Genomic DNA, 16334 nt, shown 5'->3' on the forward strand with positions numbered 1-16334 from the left:
TCAGACGTAACAGGCCACCTCGACGTTGTAGCCATCGGGGTCAAGCACGAAGGCGGCGTAGTAGCCATATTCTTTGCGCAGGCCGGGCTGGCCATTGTCTTCGCCACCGGCCTGCAACGCCGCGGCATGGAAGGCTTGCACTGTCGCCTGGCTGTCGGCACGCAGGCAAAAATGCGTCAGCGGCTCACACTGACCACGTCCGGGGGCGGAACTGAGCAGGTAAAGCACGGCCTGCTCCTCGGCCTGCGGACCGAAGCCGGCGGCCAACCCCGCGCCATGCTCGCCGTCGTATTTCAGCTCGTAGCCCAAAGGCGCCAGGGCCGCCTGATACCAGGCGCGACTGCGGCGAAAGTTGGCCACGGTGATACAAAGATGGTCGATCATCGAAACCTCACCATAGGTTTTCAGGCTGCGCACAACCCTTCGCGCAGTTGTTGGAAGCCCACATGGCCGAGGAAGCCGCCAGCGCCCTCAACCGTTATGCCCTGCTCGATCGCATGAGCGAAACGCGCCGCTGGATCGTTGGCGAGCCGAGCCAGGTGGCGGGCCAGATGCGGGTAGTCGTGTCGCAGATCGAACAACTGGTGGTAGTCGACCCAGCGGCCGACACCGCTCAGGTAGGCATCCGCCAGACTGCGTCGCTGGCCCAGCAGCCAGTCACGCTCGCTGAGCAACCGATCGAGATAGCGACAGCCCGCCTTCACCTGTTCTGCGCCGAGGCTGCGCAACAGCTTGCGCTGCGGCTCGTCCAGCTCAGCCTTTTCATAAGCCAGCCACAGCGGGTTGAAGGCGGAGAAAAAGTCGGTCACCAGGTAGGACAGCATCTGGTTGAGTGCATCGAATTCGTCGCTGCCCTGGCGTGGGCCCAGCGGCGTCTCCACCGACCGCGCCGCCAGGTTCAGGAGAATGGCCAGGCTCTCGCTCAGGAACTCGCCGTTCTCCAGCAGCAGCGCAGGCGTCTGATAGAGCGGGTTGATCCGCTCGAAAAGCGGGTCCCAGGGTTGCTCGAGCATCTCGACCCGGCACAGGCGATAAGGTTGGCCGAGCCACTCGAGGGCTACGATCGAGCCGAACGAACAGCCTTGCGGAACGCCGTAGAACAGTATCGGTTGCATAAAAGTTGCTCCTTGTCTGCAGGTGGCCGACACGCCTTTAGCGTCGACCTACCTCCAGACTAAGAGCCAATTAGGCTATATTCCGCCCTAATAAAATCACCTAGCGCTGTTTTTGTTGAGTGCACGCGCAGCAAGACAGTCAGGGGGTTGACCGGTGCGCACAGCGCCCCCTACGGAGCCTGCGATCCCCATGAACAGCCCCACCACCCGCGTGCTCGCCCTGCTGGAGCTGCTGCAAAGCCATGGCCAGCTCAGCGGCCGCGAACTGGCCGAGCGCCTTGAGGTGGACGGCCGCACGCTGCGCCGTTACATCCGCCACCTGGAAGACCTGGGGATTCCGGTGACCAGCGAGCGCGGCCGGCACGGTGGTTATCGCCTGGTGGCCGGTTTCAAGCTGCCGCCCTTGATGTTCACGGCTGAGGAAGCTCAGGCGGTGGCGCTGGGCCTGTTGGCGACGGCCAATCTGGGCCTGGCAGAAACCGCCGTGGCGGTGGCCAGTGCCCGCGCCAAGCTGGAGCGGGTCATGCCCAAGGGGCTGCAGCAGCGGGTGCGCGCCCTGAGCCAGAGCGCCATTCTGGATCTGCCGCGCAGCCGCGCCAATGGCGACCAGCAACTGCTGGCCGAACTCGCCGCCGCCGCCGAGGCGCGCCGTCAGGTGCGGGTGAGCTATTGCAGCGATCAGGGCCAATGCAGCGAGCGCGAGGTCGATCCCTACGGTTTGGTGTTCCGCCAGGGCTTCTGGTACCTGAGCGGCTACTGCCACCTACGCCAGGCGGTGCGTTCTTTCCGCCTGGATCGCCTGCGCGAAGTGCGCGCCCTGGAGAGCCACTTCGAGCGGCCGGAAGCCTTCGACGCCGCCGCCCACCTCAATACCAGCATCGCTACCCTGCCACGGGCCTACCCGGTGAGTATCCAGCTGCACACCGACCTCGCCGGTGCCATCGCCGAACTTGGGAGCAACGCCGGTCTGCTGATGCCCGAAGGCAACAGCGTGCGCCTGACCACCAGCACCGACAGCCCGACCTGGTTCGCTCGCCTGCTGCTGCGCCTGTCCTTCGACTTCACCATCGAACAGCCGGTCGAGTTGCGTGAGGCCGTACGCCAGCAGGCGCAACGCATGCTGGAACTGGTCGCGCGCTAAGGATGGTCTGGTACGCACCAGACAATCGCGCAGCCCCTGCTCGCTAGGGCTGCAGATCGAACAGCGCCTTGCCGCTTTCCATGTCGCTCGGGGCAGAGAAATGCTCGTGGAAGATCAGCCAGCGACCGCCCTGGCGGCGCAGGCACTGGGTCACGCGCATCCAGCAGGTCTCCAGCTCGCCCTTTTCATTGGCGCCGCCGCAATGCAGCAGGTAATGGGTCACGCCCAGATCGCCGCTGGCGGTGAAGGTCGGCTCGTGCGGTTCGAACATCCCCGGGCCGCTGCACATCTCCATGCAGGCCTGCCAATGCGCCTGGTACGCCGGGCGCCCCTGAAAACGCAAAGGGCCGATGGCATCGTAGGACACCACGTCCTCGACGTAGTGACTCATGATGCGCGCCACGTCCTTGCTGCGGCAGGCTTCGGTCCAGTCGTTAAGGGCATCTTGCAGTTCGTGCTGACTCATGTCGTTCTCCTTCGCTGAGGTTCAGGCCTTGTGGCCGCAGCAGTCGTGGGTGAGCGCGGTCTGTTCGTACTCATCGTGCAGGCGCGTCCAGTTGAGCCCCTTGCCGTCCAGATCGGGCATGCCATCCCAACCCTCGCCGCGGCCAAAAGGTGTGAAGTCGAGGAAGTGGAAACTGCTCATCAGCATCTCCACGCCTCGGCCGTAGGTGGAATAGGTGTGATAGATGCGCCCACCGTCGCGCAGGAACACGCTGACACCGGGCTGCTCGCCCTGGATGTGATAGGTCAGGCCCAGGCGCTTGAGCTCGTCTTTGTCGCGGTAGTTGTATTCGACCGGCGCGACCTGCTCATCGGTGGTGGCGTGATAGTCGTAGTTGAAGCGACTGCCGTAGGCGCTGTACCAGGGCAGCGTCCAGCCCATGCGCCGCTTGAAGGCTTCGAGATCAGCCAGCGGTGCGCGTGAGACCAGCACCAGATTGGTATCACGGGCGTGCAGGTGGGACTGGTGGCCGATGTTGTCGACCAGGCAGGAGCAGCCGTCGCAGCCTTCGCCACGGTCCATGTGATACATGAAGTGGTAGACGATCAACTGGCTGCGCCCGTCGAACAACGCCTCCAGGCCGAGTTCACCTTGCGGGCCCTGGAAGCGGTAGTCCTCTTCCACCAGCACCATGGGCAGGGCACGGCGGGCGCGATTGAGCGCATCGCGCTGGCGGGTCAGCGCCTTTTCCTGCTCGAGCAGCGCCTTGCGAGCGGCCAGCCACTGCTCACGCGTGGCGACCTCGGGGATATAACGACGGTCCATGAAGGTTCTCCTGCTGAACGAAGGCAGCTCAATGCTGAGCGGCCGGGTCGACATCCAGTTGGCGAACCGGCCTCACTTCCACGCAGCCGACACGGGCGGCGGGAATGTGACCGGCGAGTTGGATGGCGTCGTTGAGGTCGCGCGCCTCGATCAAGTAGAAGCCGGCGAGCTGCTCCTTGGTTTCGGCGAAGGGGCCATCGGTGATGTCCAGCTTGCCGCCACGCATGCGCACGGTAGTGGCGGTCTGTACCGACTGCAGCGCCTCGGCGGCGAGCATGCGCCCGCTCTCCTGCACACGCTGGGCGTAGGCGTGACACTCGCTGTCATGCGGGCTGTCGGGGGAGCTGTGCAGCTCCTGTTCGTTGGCGTAGACGAGACAGAGGTATTTCATGACGCACTCCAGTTCCTTGGCGGTGGATACTGGATAGTCGAACGCGGCGAGCTCATTTCGACATTGGCCGAAAAAACATCATCGCAGCCGACGAACGGTAGGGTGCGCCATGCGCACCTCAATACCTGCGTCAAGGGTTAGGAGTTGCTGCGCAGGCCTGTTGGGTGGGCCGGGCGGCGTTCCGCTTTGGCCCACCAATGATAGTGAGCGCCCCCCCTGTAAGGCTCAGTGCCTCGCAACAGCTGGTACAGACAGCGCCCTGAAAATCCGGTGCGCGCAGCGCCCCCTACTCGGGGACTTCGACGCTGACGTGAATGGCGTCGTGACGCCAGAACTCCAGGTCGCAGTCGATGATGCGTCCGTGCTGGTCACGGTTGACGCGGGTGATGCGCAGCGCCGGGCTGCCAGGTGAAACTTTCAGGCTGGTCGCCGCCTCGGTATGCAGGGCGGTGGGTACCATGTCGAAGCGCACGCGGCCGTAGTGGATGCCGTATTCGCTGGCATAGAGGTCGGTCAGCGAGCGAGTCAGGTCGAACTCGAGAATGCCTGGGAAGTAGGCCGGATTCAGGTAGTGCTCGACATACAGCACCAGGCGCCCGTCGATGCGCCGCGCGCGGCACACCTGATAGACGCTCGACAGCGCCGGCAACTCCAGCACCTGGCAGATCTGCGCGGTGGCCGGCATCAGGCGTGCACTCAGGACCTCGGTCGCCGGCACCCGCCCCTGCTCGGCCACCATGGCGTGGAAGTGGGTACGCACCAGAGGGTTGTAGGCCACCCGTTGCGGCGAAACGAACCAGCCACGACGCTCCTCGCGATAGACCAGCCCCTGCGCCTCCAACTGGCCGAGCGCCTCGCGCAGGGTGATACGCGTGGTGTCGAACAACTCGCTGAGCTTGCGCTCGGCCGGCAACTTGCTGCCGGAGGGCAACAGGCCCCGGTCGATCTGCTCCTGCAACGCGCGGCAGATGAGGGTGACGGCCCGTGGCGCTTCTTCGCGCATCAAAATTTCCCCTTTTGGACTAGTCCAGCCCCATCACAGGGCAAAAGTCACTCACTCAAACGGGTTACAAGACTAGGCAGTCTAGATGACTGATAGATGACAGCCTTGCTGCAAGCACGCTGCATGCCACCGCCACATCCACTCACAGCCCAATAAATCAGCGACTTATCCATGGTCTACGCTTGATGAGCGCGCCAGCTGACTGCAGCTAGACATCTGCCAGCCGTGGCTGGACATAAAACTGTCATCGAAGGCGCTTAGATTGGCTCGGGTATTGCTGATCTAGACCAACATTCTCACTGCAAAGGAGTTTCCAATGAAACAACTGCTGCTGGCTTCACTGATGGGCTCGGCCATCGCTCTGGCGACTTCCGCCATGGCCGAAGGCACCGACTTGCAGGCACTGGAAAAGGCTGCACGCGCCGAAGGCGCGGTGAATAGCGTGGGTATGCCTGACAGCTGGGCCAACTGGAAAGACACCTGGGCTGACCTGGCCAAACTCTATGGCCTCAAGCACCAGGACACCGACATGAGCTCGGCGCAGGAAATCGCCAAGTTCGCCGCCGAGAAAGAGAACGCCACCGCCGACATCGGCGACGTCGGCGCAGCCTTCGGTCCCATCGCCGTACAGCAGGGCGTGACCCAGCCGTACAAGCCAAGCACCTGGGCGCAGATTCCGGACTGGGCCAAGGACCAGGACGGTCACTGGATGCTGGCCTACACCGGCTCCATCGCCTTCATCGTCAACAAGCAACTGGTCAAGGACATCCCGCGCTCCTGGGCCGATCTCAAGACCGGCACCTACAAGGTGTCCGCCGGTGACGTGAGCACCGCCGCGCAAGCCGTGAACGGCGTGCTGGCCGCCGCCATCGCCATGGGCGGCAACGAGAGCAACGTGCAGCCGGCCCTGGATTTCTACGGCGAACTGGCCAAGCAGCGTCGCCTGTCGTTGGCCAACCCGACCATCCAGACCCTGGAAAAGGGTGAAGTGGAAGTCGGCATCGTCTGGGACTTCAACGGCCTTTCCTATCGCGACCAGATCGACCCCGAGCGCTTCGAGGTACTGATCCCGTCCGACGGTTCGGTGATCTCCGGCTACAGCACCATCATCAACAAGTGGGCGAAGAACCCCAACGCCGCCAAGCTGACCCGCGAATACATCTTGAGCGATGCCGGGCAGATCAACCTGGCCAAGGGCAACGCCCGCCCGATCCGCGCCGAGCACATCGAACTGCCGGCCGAGGTGCAGGCCAAGCTGCTGCCGCAAGAGCAGTACGCCAAGGTCCAGCCGATCAAGGATGCCGCTGCCTGGGAGGCCACTTCCAAGGCCCTGCCGCGCCTGTGGCAGGAGCACGTGATCATCAATATGAATTGATGCGGCCGCGTCACCATTCATCCGTAGCCCGGATGAAATCCGGGGCAATCGTCAAGTACGCCCCCGGATTGCATCCGGGCTACGAGCGAAAGAGAGAACCCCATGAAGCACAACGTCATCCTGGTGGTACTGGATGGCCTGAGCTATCAGGTGGCCCAGCATGCGCTGGGTCACCTGTTGGCTTACTGCCAGGCCGGGCGCGCCGCGCTGTACAAGCTGGACTGCGCACTGCCGGCACTGTCCCGTCCGCTCTACGAATGCATTCTCACCGGCGTCGCGCCCATCGACAGCGGCATCGTGCATAACGATGTGGTGCGTCTGTCGAATCAGCGCAGCGTCTTCCACTACGCCCGTGACGCCGGCCTGAGCACTGCCGCCGCGGCCTATCACTGGGTCAGCGAGCTGTATAACCGCGCGCCCTTCCAGGCCGCGCGCGACCGCCATACCAGCGATGAGTCGCTGCCGATCCAGCACGGCCACTTCTACTACGCCGACCATTACCCGGATTCGCACCTGTTCGCCGACGCCGACAGCCTGCGCCAGCGCCACCAGCCGAACCTGCTGCTGGTACACCCAATGAACATCGACGATGCCGGCCACAAGCACGGCCTCGACAGTTCTCAGTACCGCAACGCCGCGCGCATGGCCGACGTGCTGCTGGCCGAATACATCCAGACCTGGCTCGACGCCGGTTACCAGATACTGGTGACTGCCGACCACGGCATGAACAACGACCGCAGCCACAACGGCGTGCTGCCGGAAGAGCGCGAAGTACCGCTGATCGTCCTGGGCAGCGCATTCAGTCTCGATCCTGCAGCCCGCCCGCAACAGACCGAGCTATGCGGCACTATCTGCCAGTTGCTCGGCGCAGCCCACGACAAACCCTGGTGCAGGGAGCTGCTTGCATGAAGTCGTCCATTTCCAGCAAGGGTTGGGCACTGCTGTGCCTGGTCCCCTTCGCCCTGTTCTTCTTCGCCTTCCAGATCGCACCGCTGGTCTGGGTGGCGAGCAACAGCCTGAATACCGCCGAAGGCTGGGGCCTGGGCAATTTCCAGCAGGCCTTCTCCTCGGCCTTCTACCGCCAGGCCATGCGCCATAGCCTGGAGGTCGCCTTCTGGTCGAGCCTGTTCGGCATCGTCATCGCCATCATCGGCAGCTACTCGCTGCGCCAGGTCAGCAGCCGCCTGCGCGATTTCGTCATGGCGTTTTCCAACATGACCAGCAACTTCTCCGGGGTGCCACTGGCCTTCGCCTTCATCATCCTGCTCGGCTTCAACGGCGCGCTGACCATCCTGCTCAAGCAGATGGGCGTGATCGAGGACTTCAACCTCTATTCCAAGACCGGCCTGATCGTCCTCTACACCTACTTCCAGATTCCCCTCGGCGTGCTGTTGCTCTATCCGGCATTCGATGCCCTGCGCGAAGACTGGCGCGAGTCGGCCGAACTGCTCGGCGCCAATACCTGGCAGTTCTGGCGCCACATCGGCCTGCCGGTTCTGACCCCGGCGCTGCTCGGCACCTTCGTAATCCTCCTGGCCAACGCCCTGGGCGCCTACGCCACTGTGTACGCGCTGACCACCGGCAACTTCAACATCCTGCCGATCCGTATCGCGGCGATGGTCTCCGGCGACATCTTCCTCGACCCGAACATGGCCAGCGCCCTGGCCATGGTACTGGTCGGTCTGATGACCCTGATCACCATCGTCCACCAATGGCTGCTGCGCCGGAGCTACCATGTCACCCGCTGAAAAACGCTCGCCGCTGTTCCACCAACTGGTGGTCTACCTGCTGTTTCTGATCCTGCTGCTGCCGCTGCTCGGCACCCTTGTGTACTCGCTGTCCACCAGTTGGTCGGCGACCATCCTGCCCAGCGGTTTCACCTTCAAGTGGTACGTGGCGCTGTGGAGTGATGCGCGCTTTCTCGCCGCCTTCGGCCGCTCGCTGCTGGTGTGCATCGCTGCCCTGGCGCTGGCGCTGGCGCTGATCCTGCCACTGCTGTTCGTGGTCAACTACCACTTCCCCAAGCTGGACGGCGTGATGAACGTGTTGATCCTGCTGCCGTTCGCCATTCCGCCGGTGGTGTCCTCGGTCGGCCTGATGCAGCTGTTCGCGTCCGGCCCACTGCCGATCCTCGGTACGCCATGGATCCTGATCGGCTGCTTCTTCACCATCGCCCTGCCCTTCATGTACCGGGCCATCACCAACAACCTGCAGGCGATCAACCTGCGCGACCTGATGGACGCCGCCCACCTGCTCGGCGCCAGCACCTGGCGCGCGGCCTTCATGGTGGTGCTGCCGAATCTGCGCAAGGGCTTGATGGTTTCGGTGTTCCTGTCCTTCAGCTTCCTGTTCGGCGAATTCGTTTTCGCCAACCTGCTGGTGGGCAGCCGCTACGAGACGCTGCAGGTGTACCTGTACAACATGCGTAACGACAGCGGCCACTTCACCAGCGCCCTGGTGATTTCCTATTTCATGTTCGTGCTGCTGATGACCTGGGCAGCCAACCGTCTGAACAAGGACAAGTCATGAGTTTTCTGCATATCCAGAACCTGCACAAAAGCTACGGCCCGACCCGTATCTTCACCGACATCAATATCGAGATTGGCCAGGGCCAATTCATCACCCTGCTCGGCCCGTCAGGTTGCGGCAAGTCCACCCTGCTGCGCTGCATCGCCGGCCTGACTGCGGTCGACGGCGGGCAGATCCTGCTGGCCGGCGAGGACCTGGTACCCGTGGCACCGCAAAAGCGCGGCATCGGCATGGTGTTCCAGAGCTATGCGCTGTTCCCCAATATGACCGTGCAACAGAACGTCGCCTTCGGCCTGCGTATGCAGAAAGTCCCAGCCGCCGAGGCCAGCAAGCGCGTCGCCGAGGTGCTGGAACTGGTGGAGCTCAGCGACTACGCCAATCGTTACCCGCAACAGCTCTCCGGCGGCCAGTGCCAGCGCGTGGCCCTGGCCCGTTCGCTGGTCACCCGCCCGCGCCTGCTGCTGCTCGATGAGCCGCTATCGGCCCTGGATGCGCGCATCCGCAAACACCTGCGTGAACAGATCCGCGCCATCCAGCGCGAACTGGGCCTGACCACTATCTTCGTCACCCATGACCAGGAAGAAGCGCTGGTCTTGTCCGACCGCATCGTGCTGATGAATGGCGGCCAGATCGTCCAGAGCGGTGACGCCGAGACCCTCTACACCGCACCGGCCGATGCCTTCGCCGCCGGGTTCATCGGCAACTACAACCTGCTCGATGCCGATGCCGCCAGCCGCCTGCTGCTGCGCCCGGTGAACAGCCGCGTGGCGATTCGCCCGGAAGCCATCCAGATCGGCGGGCTCGGTATCGACGGCACCATTCTCAGTCACAGCCTGCTCGGCAACGTCATCCGCTACCGGGTCGAAGCACGCGGCGTGGAGCTGCTGGTGGACGTGCTCAATCGCTCCGCCGCCGACCTGCATGCAGACGGGCAGAGCATCAGCCTGGCCATTGGCGCCGATGCGATCCGGGAGGTGGCGTGATGGCCTTGGCGATCTTCGATCTCGACGAGACCCTGATCCATGGCGACTGCGCCAGCCTGTGGACCCAGGAAATGGTGAAGATCGGCTGGGCCGATGGCGACTCCTTCCTCGCCCACGAACAGGAGCTGATGCGCCAATACGCCGCCGGCACCCTGGCCATGGAAGACTACATGGCCTTCACCCTGTCGCCGCTGGTTGGCCGTACGCCCGAGGAAGTCGCGCATGTGGTCGAGCCCTTCGTCGAGGACGTGATCGAGCCGATCTTCTACAGCGACGCCAGTCGTACGCTGGCCGCGCACCGCGCTGCGGGCGATCGCCTGCTGGTGATCTCGGCGTCGGCGCATTTCCTGGTCAGCGCCATCGCCGAACGCTTTGGCATCGATGAGGTGCTGGCCATCGACCTGGAGCAGCAACACGGTTTCTATACTGGTCGCACCCAGGGCGTGCTGACCTATCGTGAGGGCAAGGTCACCCGACTGAACGCCTGGCTCGCCGAGCAGGGCGAAAGCCTGGCCGGCGCCAGCTTCTATTCCGACTCCCGCAACGATCTGCCGCTGCTGCAACGGGTGGACAAGCCCTTCACCGTCAATCCCGACCCGACTCTGCGCGCCCATGCCGAACAGGCCGGCTGGCCGATTCTAAGCTGGCGCTGATCCGGCCCCCGTAGGATGTCGCGGGGCCGCCCAGGCCGTGCGCACCGGCGTCCTCTGATGCATGCGGTCAACCATTGGGGCCGCTGCATCGCGCACGCTATCCGGCCCCGCGCCACCCTACTGGCTCATGATCCCTTCGCAGGCCTCGATCAACGCCGCTGCCAACTCCCGCGCGTAGCCGGGTAGCTGGTTGCGCGCATGCAGGGCCACTTCCACCGGCGCCACCGGGGCGAAACCTTCGGCCTCGTTCAGTTCGCGGTGCGCGGCAGTGATCAACCGGCGCGGCAACAGGGTCAGACCCAGCCCTCCTTCTGCAGCAGCGCTGACGCCGGGCAGGCTGCTGCTGACATAGGCAATGCGCCAGGGCTTGCCCATGGCGTCCAACGCGTGAGTCATCTCCAGACGGTACAGGCCATTGGGCGGGAACACAGCCAGCGGTACCGGGTTACGCGCCAGCACCGGGCGCGCACGGCTGTCGAGCCAGGCCAGCGGTTCTGCCCAACTGGCCAGGCCCTTGGCGCTACCGGCGCGCTGCTTGATCAGCGCCAGATCCAGTTCACCCGCGTTGAACGCGCGCCACACGTCATGACTGAGGCCGCTGGTGATCTCCAGGCGAATGCCCGGATGCGCGTCGGCGAAATCCGCCAGATAAGGCGTCAGGCTGTTGGCAGCGAAGTCGTCCGGTACGCCGAGGCGCACTTCGCCTTCCACCGCACTTTGCCCCAGCGCCAGCATCGCTTCGTCCATCAATGCGACGATGCGGTTGGCGTACCCCAGCAGGCGCTCGCCCTCAGTGGTGGTCACCACGTAGCGACCACTGCGGTCGAGCAGCTCCGCACCGAGTTGCTCCTCCAGACGCCGTACCTGCTGGCTGACAGTAGATTGCGTCAGGTGCAGACTGGCAGCCGCACGGGTGAAACCACCGGTCTGCACCACGGCGAGAAAACTGCGTAACAGCACGGGATCGAGCATGTCGCCACCCATCATGAAAGCCACTGACAGGCATTCTACTATTTAATTTCCGAATCCAGCTGCGAATTCCTATAGTGCTTGGGAGCCAATTTCCCGCTCGGGGATCGAACCCCGCGCCATTCACCCGCCGAGGCAATCTCTCGATGAGCAAATCGCCCTACTACTACGCACCGCATGGCGGTCACCCAGGTCAGGATCAACTGCTGACCGACCGCGCCATGTTCACCGAAGCCTATGCCGTGATCCCCAAAGGCGTGATGCGTGACATCGTCACCAGCCACCTGCCGTTCTGGGACAACATGCGAATGTGGGTCATCGCCCGCCCGCTGACTGGCTTCGCCGAAACCTTTTCGCAGTACATCGTCGAAGTCGGCCCGAACGGCGGCAGCAACAAGCCTGAGCTGGACGCGACTGCCGAAGGCGTGATCTTCGTCGTCGAAGGCGAATTCAGCCTGACTCTAAATGGCACCCAGCACGCCATGCGTCCGGGCAGCTATGCCTTCATCCCGCCGCAGAGCGATTGGACGCTGCGCAACAACAGCAGTGAAGCCGTGCGCTTCCACTGGCTGCGCAAGGCCTACCAGCCGGTCGAAGGCGTGCCTTACCCGGAAGCCTTCGTCACCAACGAACAGGACATCGAACCGATCGTCATGCCGGGCACCGAAGGCCGCTGGAGCACCACGCGCTTCGTCGAGATCAGCGACATGCGCCATGACATGCACGTCAACATCGTGAACTTCGAGCCGGGTGGCGTGATCCCCTTCGCCGAAACCCACGTCATGGAACACGGCCTGTACGTGCTCGAAGGCAAGGCGGTGTATCGCCTGAACCAGGACTGGGTCGAGGTCGAGGCCGGCGACTTCATGTGGCTGCGCGCGTTCTGCCCGCAGGCCTGCTACGCCGGCGGCCCGAGCCGCTTCCGCTACCTGCTGTACAAGGACGTGAACCGTCAGATGCCGCTGACCCTGGGCGGCCTGAAGCGCTGAGCGATACCCCATTCGTAGGGTGCGCACCAGCGAAACCGGGGTATCGGTGCGCGCAGCACACCCTACAAAACTGAAGCGCCGAGAAGATAACGCTCATGTAGGGTGCGCCGTGCGCACCAGCAAAACCGAGGCATCGGTGCGCGCGGCACACCCTACGAAGCGGCTCCTCGTTAGCCATAAAAAGAAAGGCCACCCCATGGGGTGGCCTTTTCATTTCTGCAACGCCCGATCAGCTATGGCGGATCAGGTGGTCGAAGGCGCTCAGCGATGCCTTCGAGCCTTCGCCCATGGCGATGACGATCTGCTTGTACGGCACGGTGGTCACGTCACCAGCTGCGAACACGCCTGGGATATTGGTCGCGCCCTTGGCATCGACGATGATCTCGCCGAAGCGGTTGAGCTCCACGCTGCCCTTGAGCCAGTCGCTGTTGGGCAACAGGCCGATCTGTACGAAGATGCCTTCCAGCTCGACGGTGTGCAGCTCCTCGGTGGTGCGGTCCTTGTACACCAGGCCGTTGACCTTCTGACCGTCGCCCTTGACCTCGGTGGTCTGTGCGCTCTTGATCACAGTGACGTTGGGCAGGCTGCCCAGCTTCTTCTGCAGTACGGCGTCGGCACGCAGGGTGTCGGCGAATTCCAGCAGGGTCACGTGAGCGACGATGCCAGCCAGGTCGATGGCCGCCTCGACGCCGGAGTTACCGCCGCCGATCACCGCCACGCGCTTGCCCTTGAACAACGGGCCATCGCAGTGCGGGCAGAAGCACACGCCCTTGGCCTTGTATTCCTGCTCGCCAGGCACACCCATCTCGCGCCAGCGTGCACCGGTGGAGAGGATCACGGTCTTGGCCTTGAGCGAAGCACCGTTCTCGAACTTCACTTCGTGCAGGCCGCCTTCGCTGCTGGCCGGCACCAGAGCCGAGGCACGCTGCAGGTTCATCACGTCGACGTCGTATTCCTTGACGTGTTCTTCCAGCGCGCGCACCAGTTTCGGGCCTTCGGTTTCCTTGACGGAGATGAAGTTCTCGATGGCCATGGTGTCCAGCACCTGACCACCGAAGCGCTCGGCGGCAATCGCAGTACGGATGCCTTTACGCGCGGCGTAGATGGCAGCCGAAGCACCGGCCGGGCCACCACCGACTACCAGTACGTCGAAGGCGTCCTTGGCGCTCATCTTCTCGGCGTCGCGGTTGGCGGCGCCGGTGTCGATCTTGGCAAGGATTTCCTTCACTTCCATGCGACCGGAAGCGAACACCTCACCGTTCAGGTAGATGCTCGGCACAGCCATGATCTGGCGACGCTCGACTTCTTCCTGGAACAGCGCACCGTCGATGGAGACGTTGCGGATATTGGGGTTGAGCACGGCCATCAGGTTCAGCGCCTGGACCACGTCCGGGCAGTTCTGGCAGGACAGCGAGAAGTAGGTCTCGAACTCGAACGTGCCTTCGATGCTCTTGATCTGCGCGATGGTGTCGGCGTCCAGCTTCGACGGATGACCGCCAACCTGCAGCAGCGCCAGCACCAGCGAGGTGAACTCGTGGCCCATGGGGATACCGGCGAAGGCAACGCCGGTGTCTTCACCCGGACGGTTCAGGGCGAAGGACGGACGGCGGGCATCGCTACCGTCGGTCTTGAGGGTGATCTTGTCGGTCAGGCCGACGATGTCCTGAAGCAGGCCCAGCAGCTCCTGAGATTTCGCGCTGTCATCGAGGGACGCAACGATCTCGAACGGCAGGGTGACCTTCTCCAGGTAGGCCTTCAACTGGGCTTTAAGATTGGCGTCCAACATGGCGGAAATTCCTCAAATACGAAAATTCGGGCAATAAAATGCCCGGACGGATCGCGCCCGGGCATCGGGCACCACAAGGGCCGGTTAATGGCCCAAACAGCGCAGGTAGCAATGGCAAAACGGAATTCAGAGCGTCGCGAGCGACGGCTAGGCAAACCTGGTTAGCAGGCGTTGCCTAGCCAAACACGGTAGCTCTGAAACCGTTTTTAGATCTTGCCAACCAGGTCCAGCGAAGGAGCCAGAGTGGCTTCGCCTTCTTTCCACTTGGCCGGGCAAACCTGACCCGGGTTAGCGGCGGTGTACTGAGCAGCCTTCAGCTTGCGCAGAGTCTCGGAGACGTCGCGAGCGATTTCGTTGGAGTGGATCTCAACGGTCTTGATCACGCCTTCCGGGTTGATCACGAAGGTGCCACGCAGAGCCAGACCTTCTTCAGCGATGTGCACGCCGAAAGCGTTGGTCAGCTGGTGGGTCGGGTCGCCGATCAGCGGGAACTGTGCCTTGCCAACGGCTGGCGAAGTTTCGTGCCATACCTTGTGCGAGAAGTGGGTGTCGGTGGTCACGATGTAGACCTCGGCACCAGCCTTCTGGAACTCGGCGTAGTTATTGGCAGCGTCTTCGATTTCAGTCGGGCAGTTGAAGGTGAAGGCAGCCGGCATGAAGATCAGTACCGACCACTTGCCCTTCAGGCTCTGCTCGGTGAGCTCGACGAACTCGCCAGCGTGGAAAGCGTTGACCTTGAACGGTTGTACCTGAGTGTTGATGAGGGACATCTCTGACTCCTTCTGAGGTTTCTGTGAGGGTTTGAAATCTACAGGCCGTATCTTAGCGACCTAACGAAAAAAAGCTTATTGATTACGGCCATGATATTGATTGAATGAGCTAATCGCTGACAAAGCCCGCACCAGACGCGGGCTAGCAGGCTGTTGAAAAACTACCTGCGTTGCCATTGCTGCGTTAAAAACAAGCTCAAAATGCTCATTTACAACTCGTAAACTCCGCTTTTTCGCCTGTTCTTGCCTTGCACTGGCTGCCTCGCCTACGTTTTTCAACGGCCTGCTGGAGCTCTTGCTCAGACAAGATCGGGATCGATAAGCAGCGCGATTTTACCCGCAACCTGATTACCGGCGAGTGTCTCGAATGCCACTTCGCTGTCTTTGAGCGCAAAACTGCGCTCGAGTTGCGGCTTCACCCGCCCTTCTGCGAACAGCGGCCAGACCTGCTGCTGCAGATCGCGCAACAGATCGGCCTTGAACTGATCGTCACGATTGCGCAGGGTCGAGCCGATCAGCTGAATGCGCTTGCCCAGCACCTGGGCCAGGTCCAGGGTGGCCTCGCGTCCGCCCATCAAACCGATATTGATCCAACGACCATCACGGCCCAGCAATTCCAGGTTGAGTGCCGCGTACTGCCCGCCAACCGGATCGAGGATCACATCGAACGGCCCGAAATCACGCAGCGCTTGCAGATCTTCGCCGCGCAAGGCGCCGCCCTGGGCACCGAGCGCTTCGCAGTAAGCCAACCGCTCTGGCGAGCCAACGCTGACCCAACAAGGGCTGCCGAATGCCTTGCACAGCTGGATGGCGGCCGAGCCGACACCACTGGCGCCGGCATGCAGCAGGACTTTCTCGCCGGGACGCAGGGCCCCGAGCTGGAACAGATTGAGCCAGGCGGTGGCGTATACCTCGGGCACCACAGCCGCCTCTACCAGGCTCAAACCCTCTGGCACCGGCATGGCGTGGCGAGCATCGAGTACGACCTCATCGGCCATGCCACCGCCCGCGAGCAGACAGCAGACGCGATCACCTACCTGCCAGGCGCTACCGGCGCCCACTTCGACCACCACCCCGGCGCACTCCAGGCCCAGTGCCTGGCTGGCACCCGGCGGTGGCGGATAAAGCCCGGCGCGCTGCAACAGGTCAGCACGGTTGAGCCCGGCTGCAGCCACCTTGACCCGAATCTGCCCCGCGTCACAGGCCTGCGTCGGTTGTTCCAGCCACTCTGCACGCCCTTCGACGCCTTGCAATGCCTTCATGCTGCCTCCATAGTGCAAGTGAACCGAGCCCAGCGCAGACCGCCGGGCTTTTGCCTAGCGCCAACGGAACCTGGCGCCCTCAAATACGGCCTAATATG

General features: G+C 63.1%; 18 protein-coding genes. 8 read left to right on the forward strand and 10 right to left on the reverse strand.

The genetic code is table 11. From position 1 onward, the window contains the following. On the reverse strand, positions 1–384 hold the full coding sequence (locus INS93_RS15355) for a VOC family protein (RefSeq protein ID WP_192983563.1): 384 nt from the start codon (positions 382–384) through the stop codon (positions 1–3). A 20-nt stretch (positions 385–404) separates the two neighbouring features. Next, on the reverse strand, positions 405–1115 hold the full coding sequence (locus tag INS93_RS15360; protein WP_192983565.1) for a glutathione S-transferase family protein: 711 nt from the start codon (positions 1113–1115) through the stop codon (positions 405–407). Between the two features lie 190 nt (positions 1116–1305). On the opposite strand from INS93_RS15360, the gene INS93_RS15365 reads away from it, so the two are divergent. Beyond that, on the forward strand, positions 1306–2256 hold the full coding sequence (locus INS93_RS15365; protein WP_192983568.1) for a helix-turn-helix transcriptional regulator: 951 nt from the start codon (positions 1306–1308) through the stop codon (positions 2254–2256). Positions 2257–2299: 43 nt separating this feature from the next. Here the strand turns inward: INS93_RS15365 and INS93_RS15370 are convergent, their stop codons facing one another. The 4 genes from INS93_RS15370 to INS93_RS15385 form a co-directional block, all read right to left on the reverse strand. Next, positions 2300–2722: a YybH family protein gene (locus tag INS93_RS15370; RefSeq protein ID WP_075751100.1), complete on the reverse strand. Its 423-nt coding sequence runs from the start codon at positions 2720–2722 to the stop codon at positions 2300–2302. A gap of 21 nt (positions 2723–2743) precedes the next feature. Next, on the reverse strand, positions 2744–3526 hold the full coding sequence (locus INS93_RS15375) for a DUF899 domain-containing protein (RefSeq protein ID WP_192983570.1): 783 nt from the start codon (positions 3524–3526) through the stop codon (positions 2744–2746). 28 nt (positions 3527–3554) lie between these two features. After that, positions 3555–3917: a YciI family protein gene (locus INS93_RS15380; protein WP_192983572.1), complete on the reverse strand. Its 363-nt coding sequence runs from the start codon at positions 3915–3917 to the stop codon at positions 3555–3557. A gap of 286 nt (positions 3918–4203) precedes the next feature. Continuing rightward, positions 4204–4920, reverse strand: a complete 717-nt coding sequence (locus INS93_RS15385) for a UTRA domain-containing protein (RefSeq protein WP_160020630.1) — start codon at positions 4918–4920, stop codon at positions 4204–4206. A gap of 316 nt (positions 4921–5236) precedes the next feature. On the opposite strand from INS93_RS15385, the gene INS93_RS15390 reads away from it, so the two are divergent. From INS93_RS15390 to INS93_RS15415, 6 genes are all read left to right on the forward strand, one after another. Then, the gene (locus tag INS93_RS15390; RefSeq protein ID WP_072422729.1) at positions 5237–6295 is read left to right on the forward strand and encodes an ABC transporter substrate-binding protein; all 1059 of its coding nucleotides are present in this window, start codon (positions 5237–5239) and stop codon (positions 6293–6295) included. A gap of 102 nt (positions 6296–6397) precedes the next feature. Further along, positions 6398–7204 (forward strand): alkaline phosphatase family protein, encoded by an 807-nt coding sequence (locus INS93_RS15395; RefSeq protein ID WP_192983574.1) that lies wholly within the window; start codon positions 6398–6400, stop codon positions 7202–7204. Continuing rightward, on the forward strand, positions 7201–8043 hold the full coding sequence (locus INS93_RS15400) for an ABC transporter permease (RefSeq protein ID WP_192983576.1): 843 nt from the start codon (positions 7201–7203) through the stop codon (positions 8041–8043). Before INS93_RS15395 ends, INS93_RS15400 begins: the two co-directional genes overlap by 4 nt. Next, positions 8030–8824: an ABC transporter permease gene (locus INS93_RS15405; RefSeq protein ID WP_192983578.1), complete on the forward strand. Its 795-nt coding sequence runs from the start codon at positions 8030–8032 to the stop codon at positions 8822–8824. Before INS93_RS15400 ends, INS93_RS15405 begins: the two co-directional genes overlap by 14 nt. Next, the gene (locus INS93_RS15410) at positions 8821–9807 is read left to right on the forward strand and encodes an ABC transporter ATP-binding protein (RefSeq protein ID WP_192983580.1); all 987 of its coding nucleotides are present in this window, start codon (positions 8821–8823) and stop codon (positions 9805–9807) included. Before INS93_RS15405 ends, INS93_RS15410 begins: the two co-directional genes overlap by 4 nt. Beyond that, positions 9807–10460, forward strand: coding sequence for an HAD family hydrolase (locus INS93_RS15415; protein WP_192983583.1), 654 nt, complete (start codon positions 9807–9809; stop codon positions 10458–10460). Before INS93_RS15410 ends, INS93_RS15415 begins: the two co-directional genes overlap by 1 nt. A gap of 117 nt (positions 10461–10577) precedes the next feature. Here INS93_RS15415 and INS93_RS15420 read toward each other — a convergent pair whose 3' ends face one another. After that, entirely contained in the window at positions 10578–11432 is an 855-nt protein-coding gene (locus INS93_RS15420; RefSeq protein ID WP_192983585.1) for a LysR substrate-binding domain-containing protein, read from the reverse strand. A gap of 143 nt (positions 11433–11575) precedes the next feature. Between INS93_RS15420 and INS93_RS15425 the strand changes: the two genes are divergently transcribed. Further along, positions 11576–12418 carry a bifunctional allantoicase/(S)-ureidoglycine aminohydrolase gene (locus INS93_RS15425; RefSeq protein WP_079784336.1) on the forward strand — a complete coding sequence of 281 codons (843 nt, stop codon included), beginning with the start codon at positions 11576–11578 and terminating at the stop codon, positions 12416–12418. 229 nt (positions 12419–12647) lie between these two features. Here the strand turns inward: INS93_RS15425 and ahpF are convergent, their stop codons facing one another. The 3 genes from ahpF to INS93_RS15440 all read right to left on the reverse strand — a co-directional run bounded on the left by ahpF (position 12648) and on the right by INS93_RS15440 (position 16236). Beyond that, positions 12648–14204 carry an alkyl hydroperoxide reductase subunit F gene (ahpF, locus tag INS93_RS15430; RefSeq protein WP_192983587.1) on the reverse strand — a complete coding sequence of 519 codons (1557 nt, stop codon included), beginning with the start codon at positions 14202–14204 and terminating at the stop codon, positions 12648–12650. Between the two features lie 206 nt (positions 14205–14410). Continuing rightward, positions 14411–14974, reverse strand: coding sequence for an alkyl hydroperoxide reductase subunit C (ahpC, locus tag INS93_RS15435; protein WP_160020638.1), 564 nt, complete (start codon positions 14972–14974; stop codon positions 14411–14413). Between the two features lie 299 nt (positions 14975–15273). Further along, on the reverse strand, positions 15274–16236 hold the full coding sequence (locus tag INS93_RS15440) for an NAD(P)H-quinone oxidoreductase (RefSeq protein WP_192983589.1): 963 nt from the start codon (positions 16234–16236) through the stop codon (positions 15274–15276). Positions 16237–16334 lie beyond the last annotated feature (98 nt).

This window comes from Pseudomonas sp. EggHat1 (genome assembly GCF_014892995.1).
Classification (GTDB): Bacteria; Pseudomonadota; Gammaproteobacteria; order Pseudomonadales; family Pseudomonadaceae; genus Aquipseudomonas; species Aquipseudomonas chaetocerotis.

Excerpts from the sequence above, each read along its gene's own strand:
- INS93_RS15385 (WP_160020630.1), bottom strand. The coding sequence starts at position 4,920 with ATGCGCGAAGAAGCGCCACGGGCCGTCACCCTCATCTGCCGCGCGTTG.
- INS93_RS15440 (WP_192983589.1), bottom strand. The coding sequence starts at position 16,236 with ATGAAGGCATTGCAAGGCGTCGAAGGGCGTGCAGAGTGGCTGGAACAA.
- INS93_RS15355 (WP_192983563.1), bottom strand. The coding sequence starts at position 384 with ATGATCGACCATCTTTGTATCACCGTGGCCAACTTTCGCCGCAGTCGC.
- INS93_RS15395 (WP_192983574.1), top strand. The coding sequence starts at position 6,398 with ATGAAGCACAACGTCATCCTGGTGGTACTGGATGGCCTGAGCTATCAG.
- INS93_RS15410 (WP_192983580.1), top strand. The coding sequence starts at position 8,821 with ATGAGTTTTCTGCATATCCAGAACCTGCACAAAAGCTACGGCCCGACC.
- INS93_RS15415 (WP_192983583.1), top strand. The coding sequence starts at position 9,807 with ATGGCCTTGGCGATCTTCGATCTCGACGAGACCCTGATCCATGGCGAC.
- ahpC (WP_160020638.1), bottom strand. The coding sequence starts at position 14,974 with ATGTCCCTCATCAACACTCAGGTACAACCGTTCAAGGTCAACGCTTTC.
- INS93_RS15360 (WP_192983565.1), bottom strand. The coding sequence starts at position 1,115 with ATGCAACCGATACTGTTCTACGGCGTTCCGCAAGGCTGTTCGTTCGGC.
- INS93_RS15390 (WP_072422729.1), top strand. The coding sequence starts at position 5,237 with ATGAAACAACTGCTGCTGGCTTCACTGATGGGCTCGGCCATCGCTCTG.
- INS93_RS15370 (WP_075751100.1), bottom strand. The coding sequence starts at position 2,722 with ATGAGTCAGCACGAACTGCAAGATGCCCTTAACGACTGGACCGAAGCC.
- INS93_RS15425 (WP_079784336.1), top strand. The coding sequence starts at position 11,576 with ATGAGCAAATCGCCCTACTACTACGCACCGCATGGCGGTCACCCAGGT.
- ahpF (WP_192983587.1), bottom strand. The coding sequence starts at position 14,204 with ATGTTGGACGCCAATCTTAAAGCCCAGTTGAAGGCCTACCTGGAGAAG.
- INS93_RS15375 (WP_192983570.1), bottom strand. The coding sequence starts at position 3,526 with ATGGACCGTCGTTATATCCCCGAGGTCGCCACGCGTGAGCAGTGGCTG.
- INS93_RS15420 (WP_192983585.1), bottom strand. The coding sequence starts at position 11,432 with ATGCTCGATCCCGTGCTGTTACGCAGTTTTCTCGCCGTGGTGCAGACC.
- INS93_RS15400 (WP_192983576.1), top strand. The coding sequence starts at position 7,201 with ATGAAGTCGTCCATTTCCAGCAAGGGTTGGGCACTGCTGTGCCTGGTC.
- INS93_RS15365 (WP_192983568.1), top strand. The coding sequence starts at position 1,306 with ATGAACAGCCCCACCACCCGCGTGCTCGCCCTGCTGGAGCTGCTGCAA.
- INS93_RS15405 (WP_192983578.1), top strand. The coding sequence starts at position 8,030 with ATGTCACCCGCTGAAAAACGCTCGCCGCTGTTCCACCAACTGGTGGTC.
- INS93_RS15380 (WP_192983572.1), bottom strand. The coding sequence starts at position 3,917 with ATGAAATACCTCTGTCTCGTCTACGCCAACGAACAGGAGCTGCACAGC.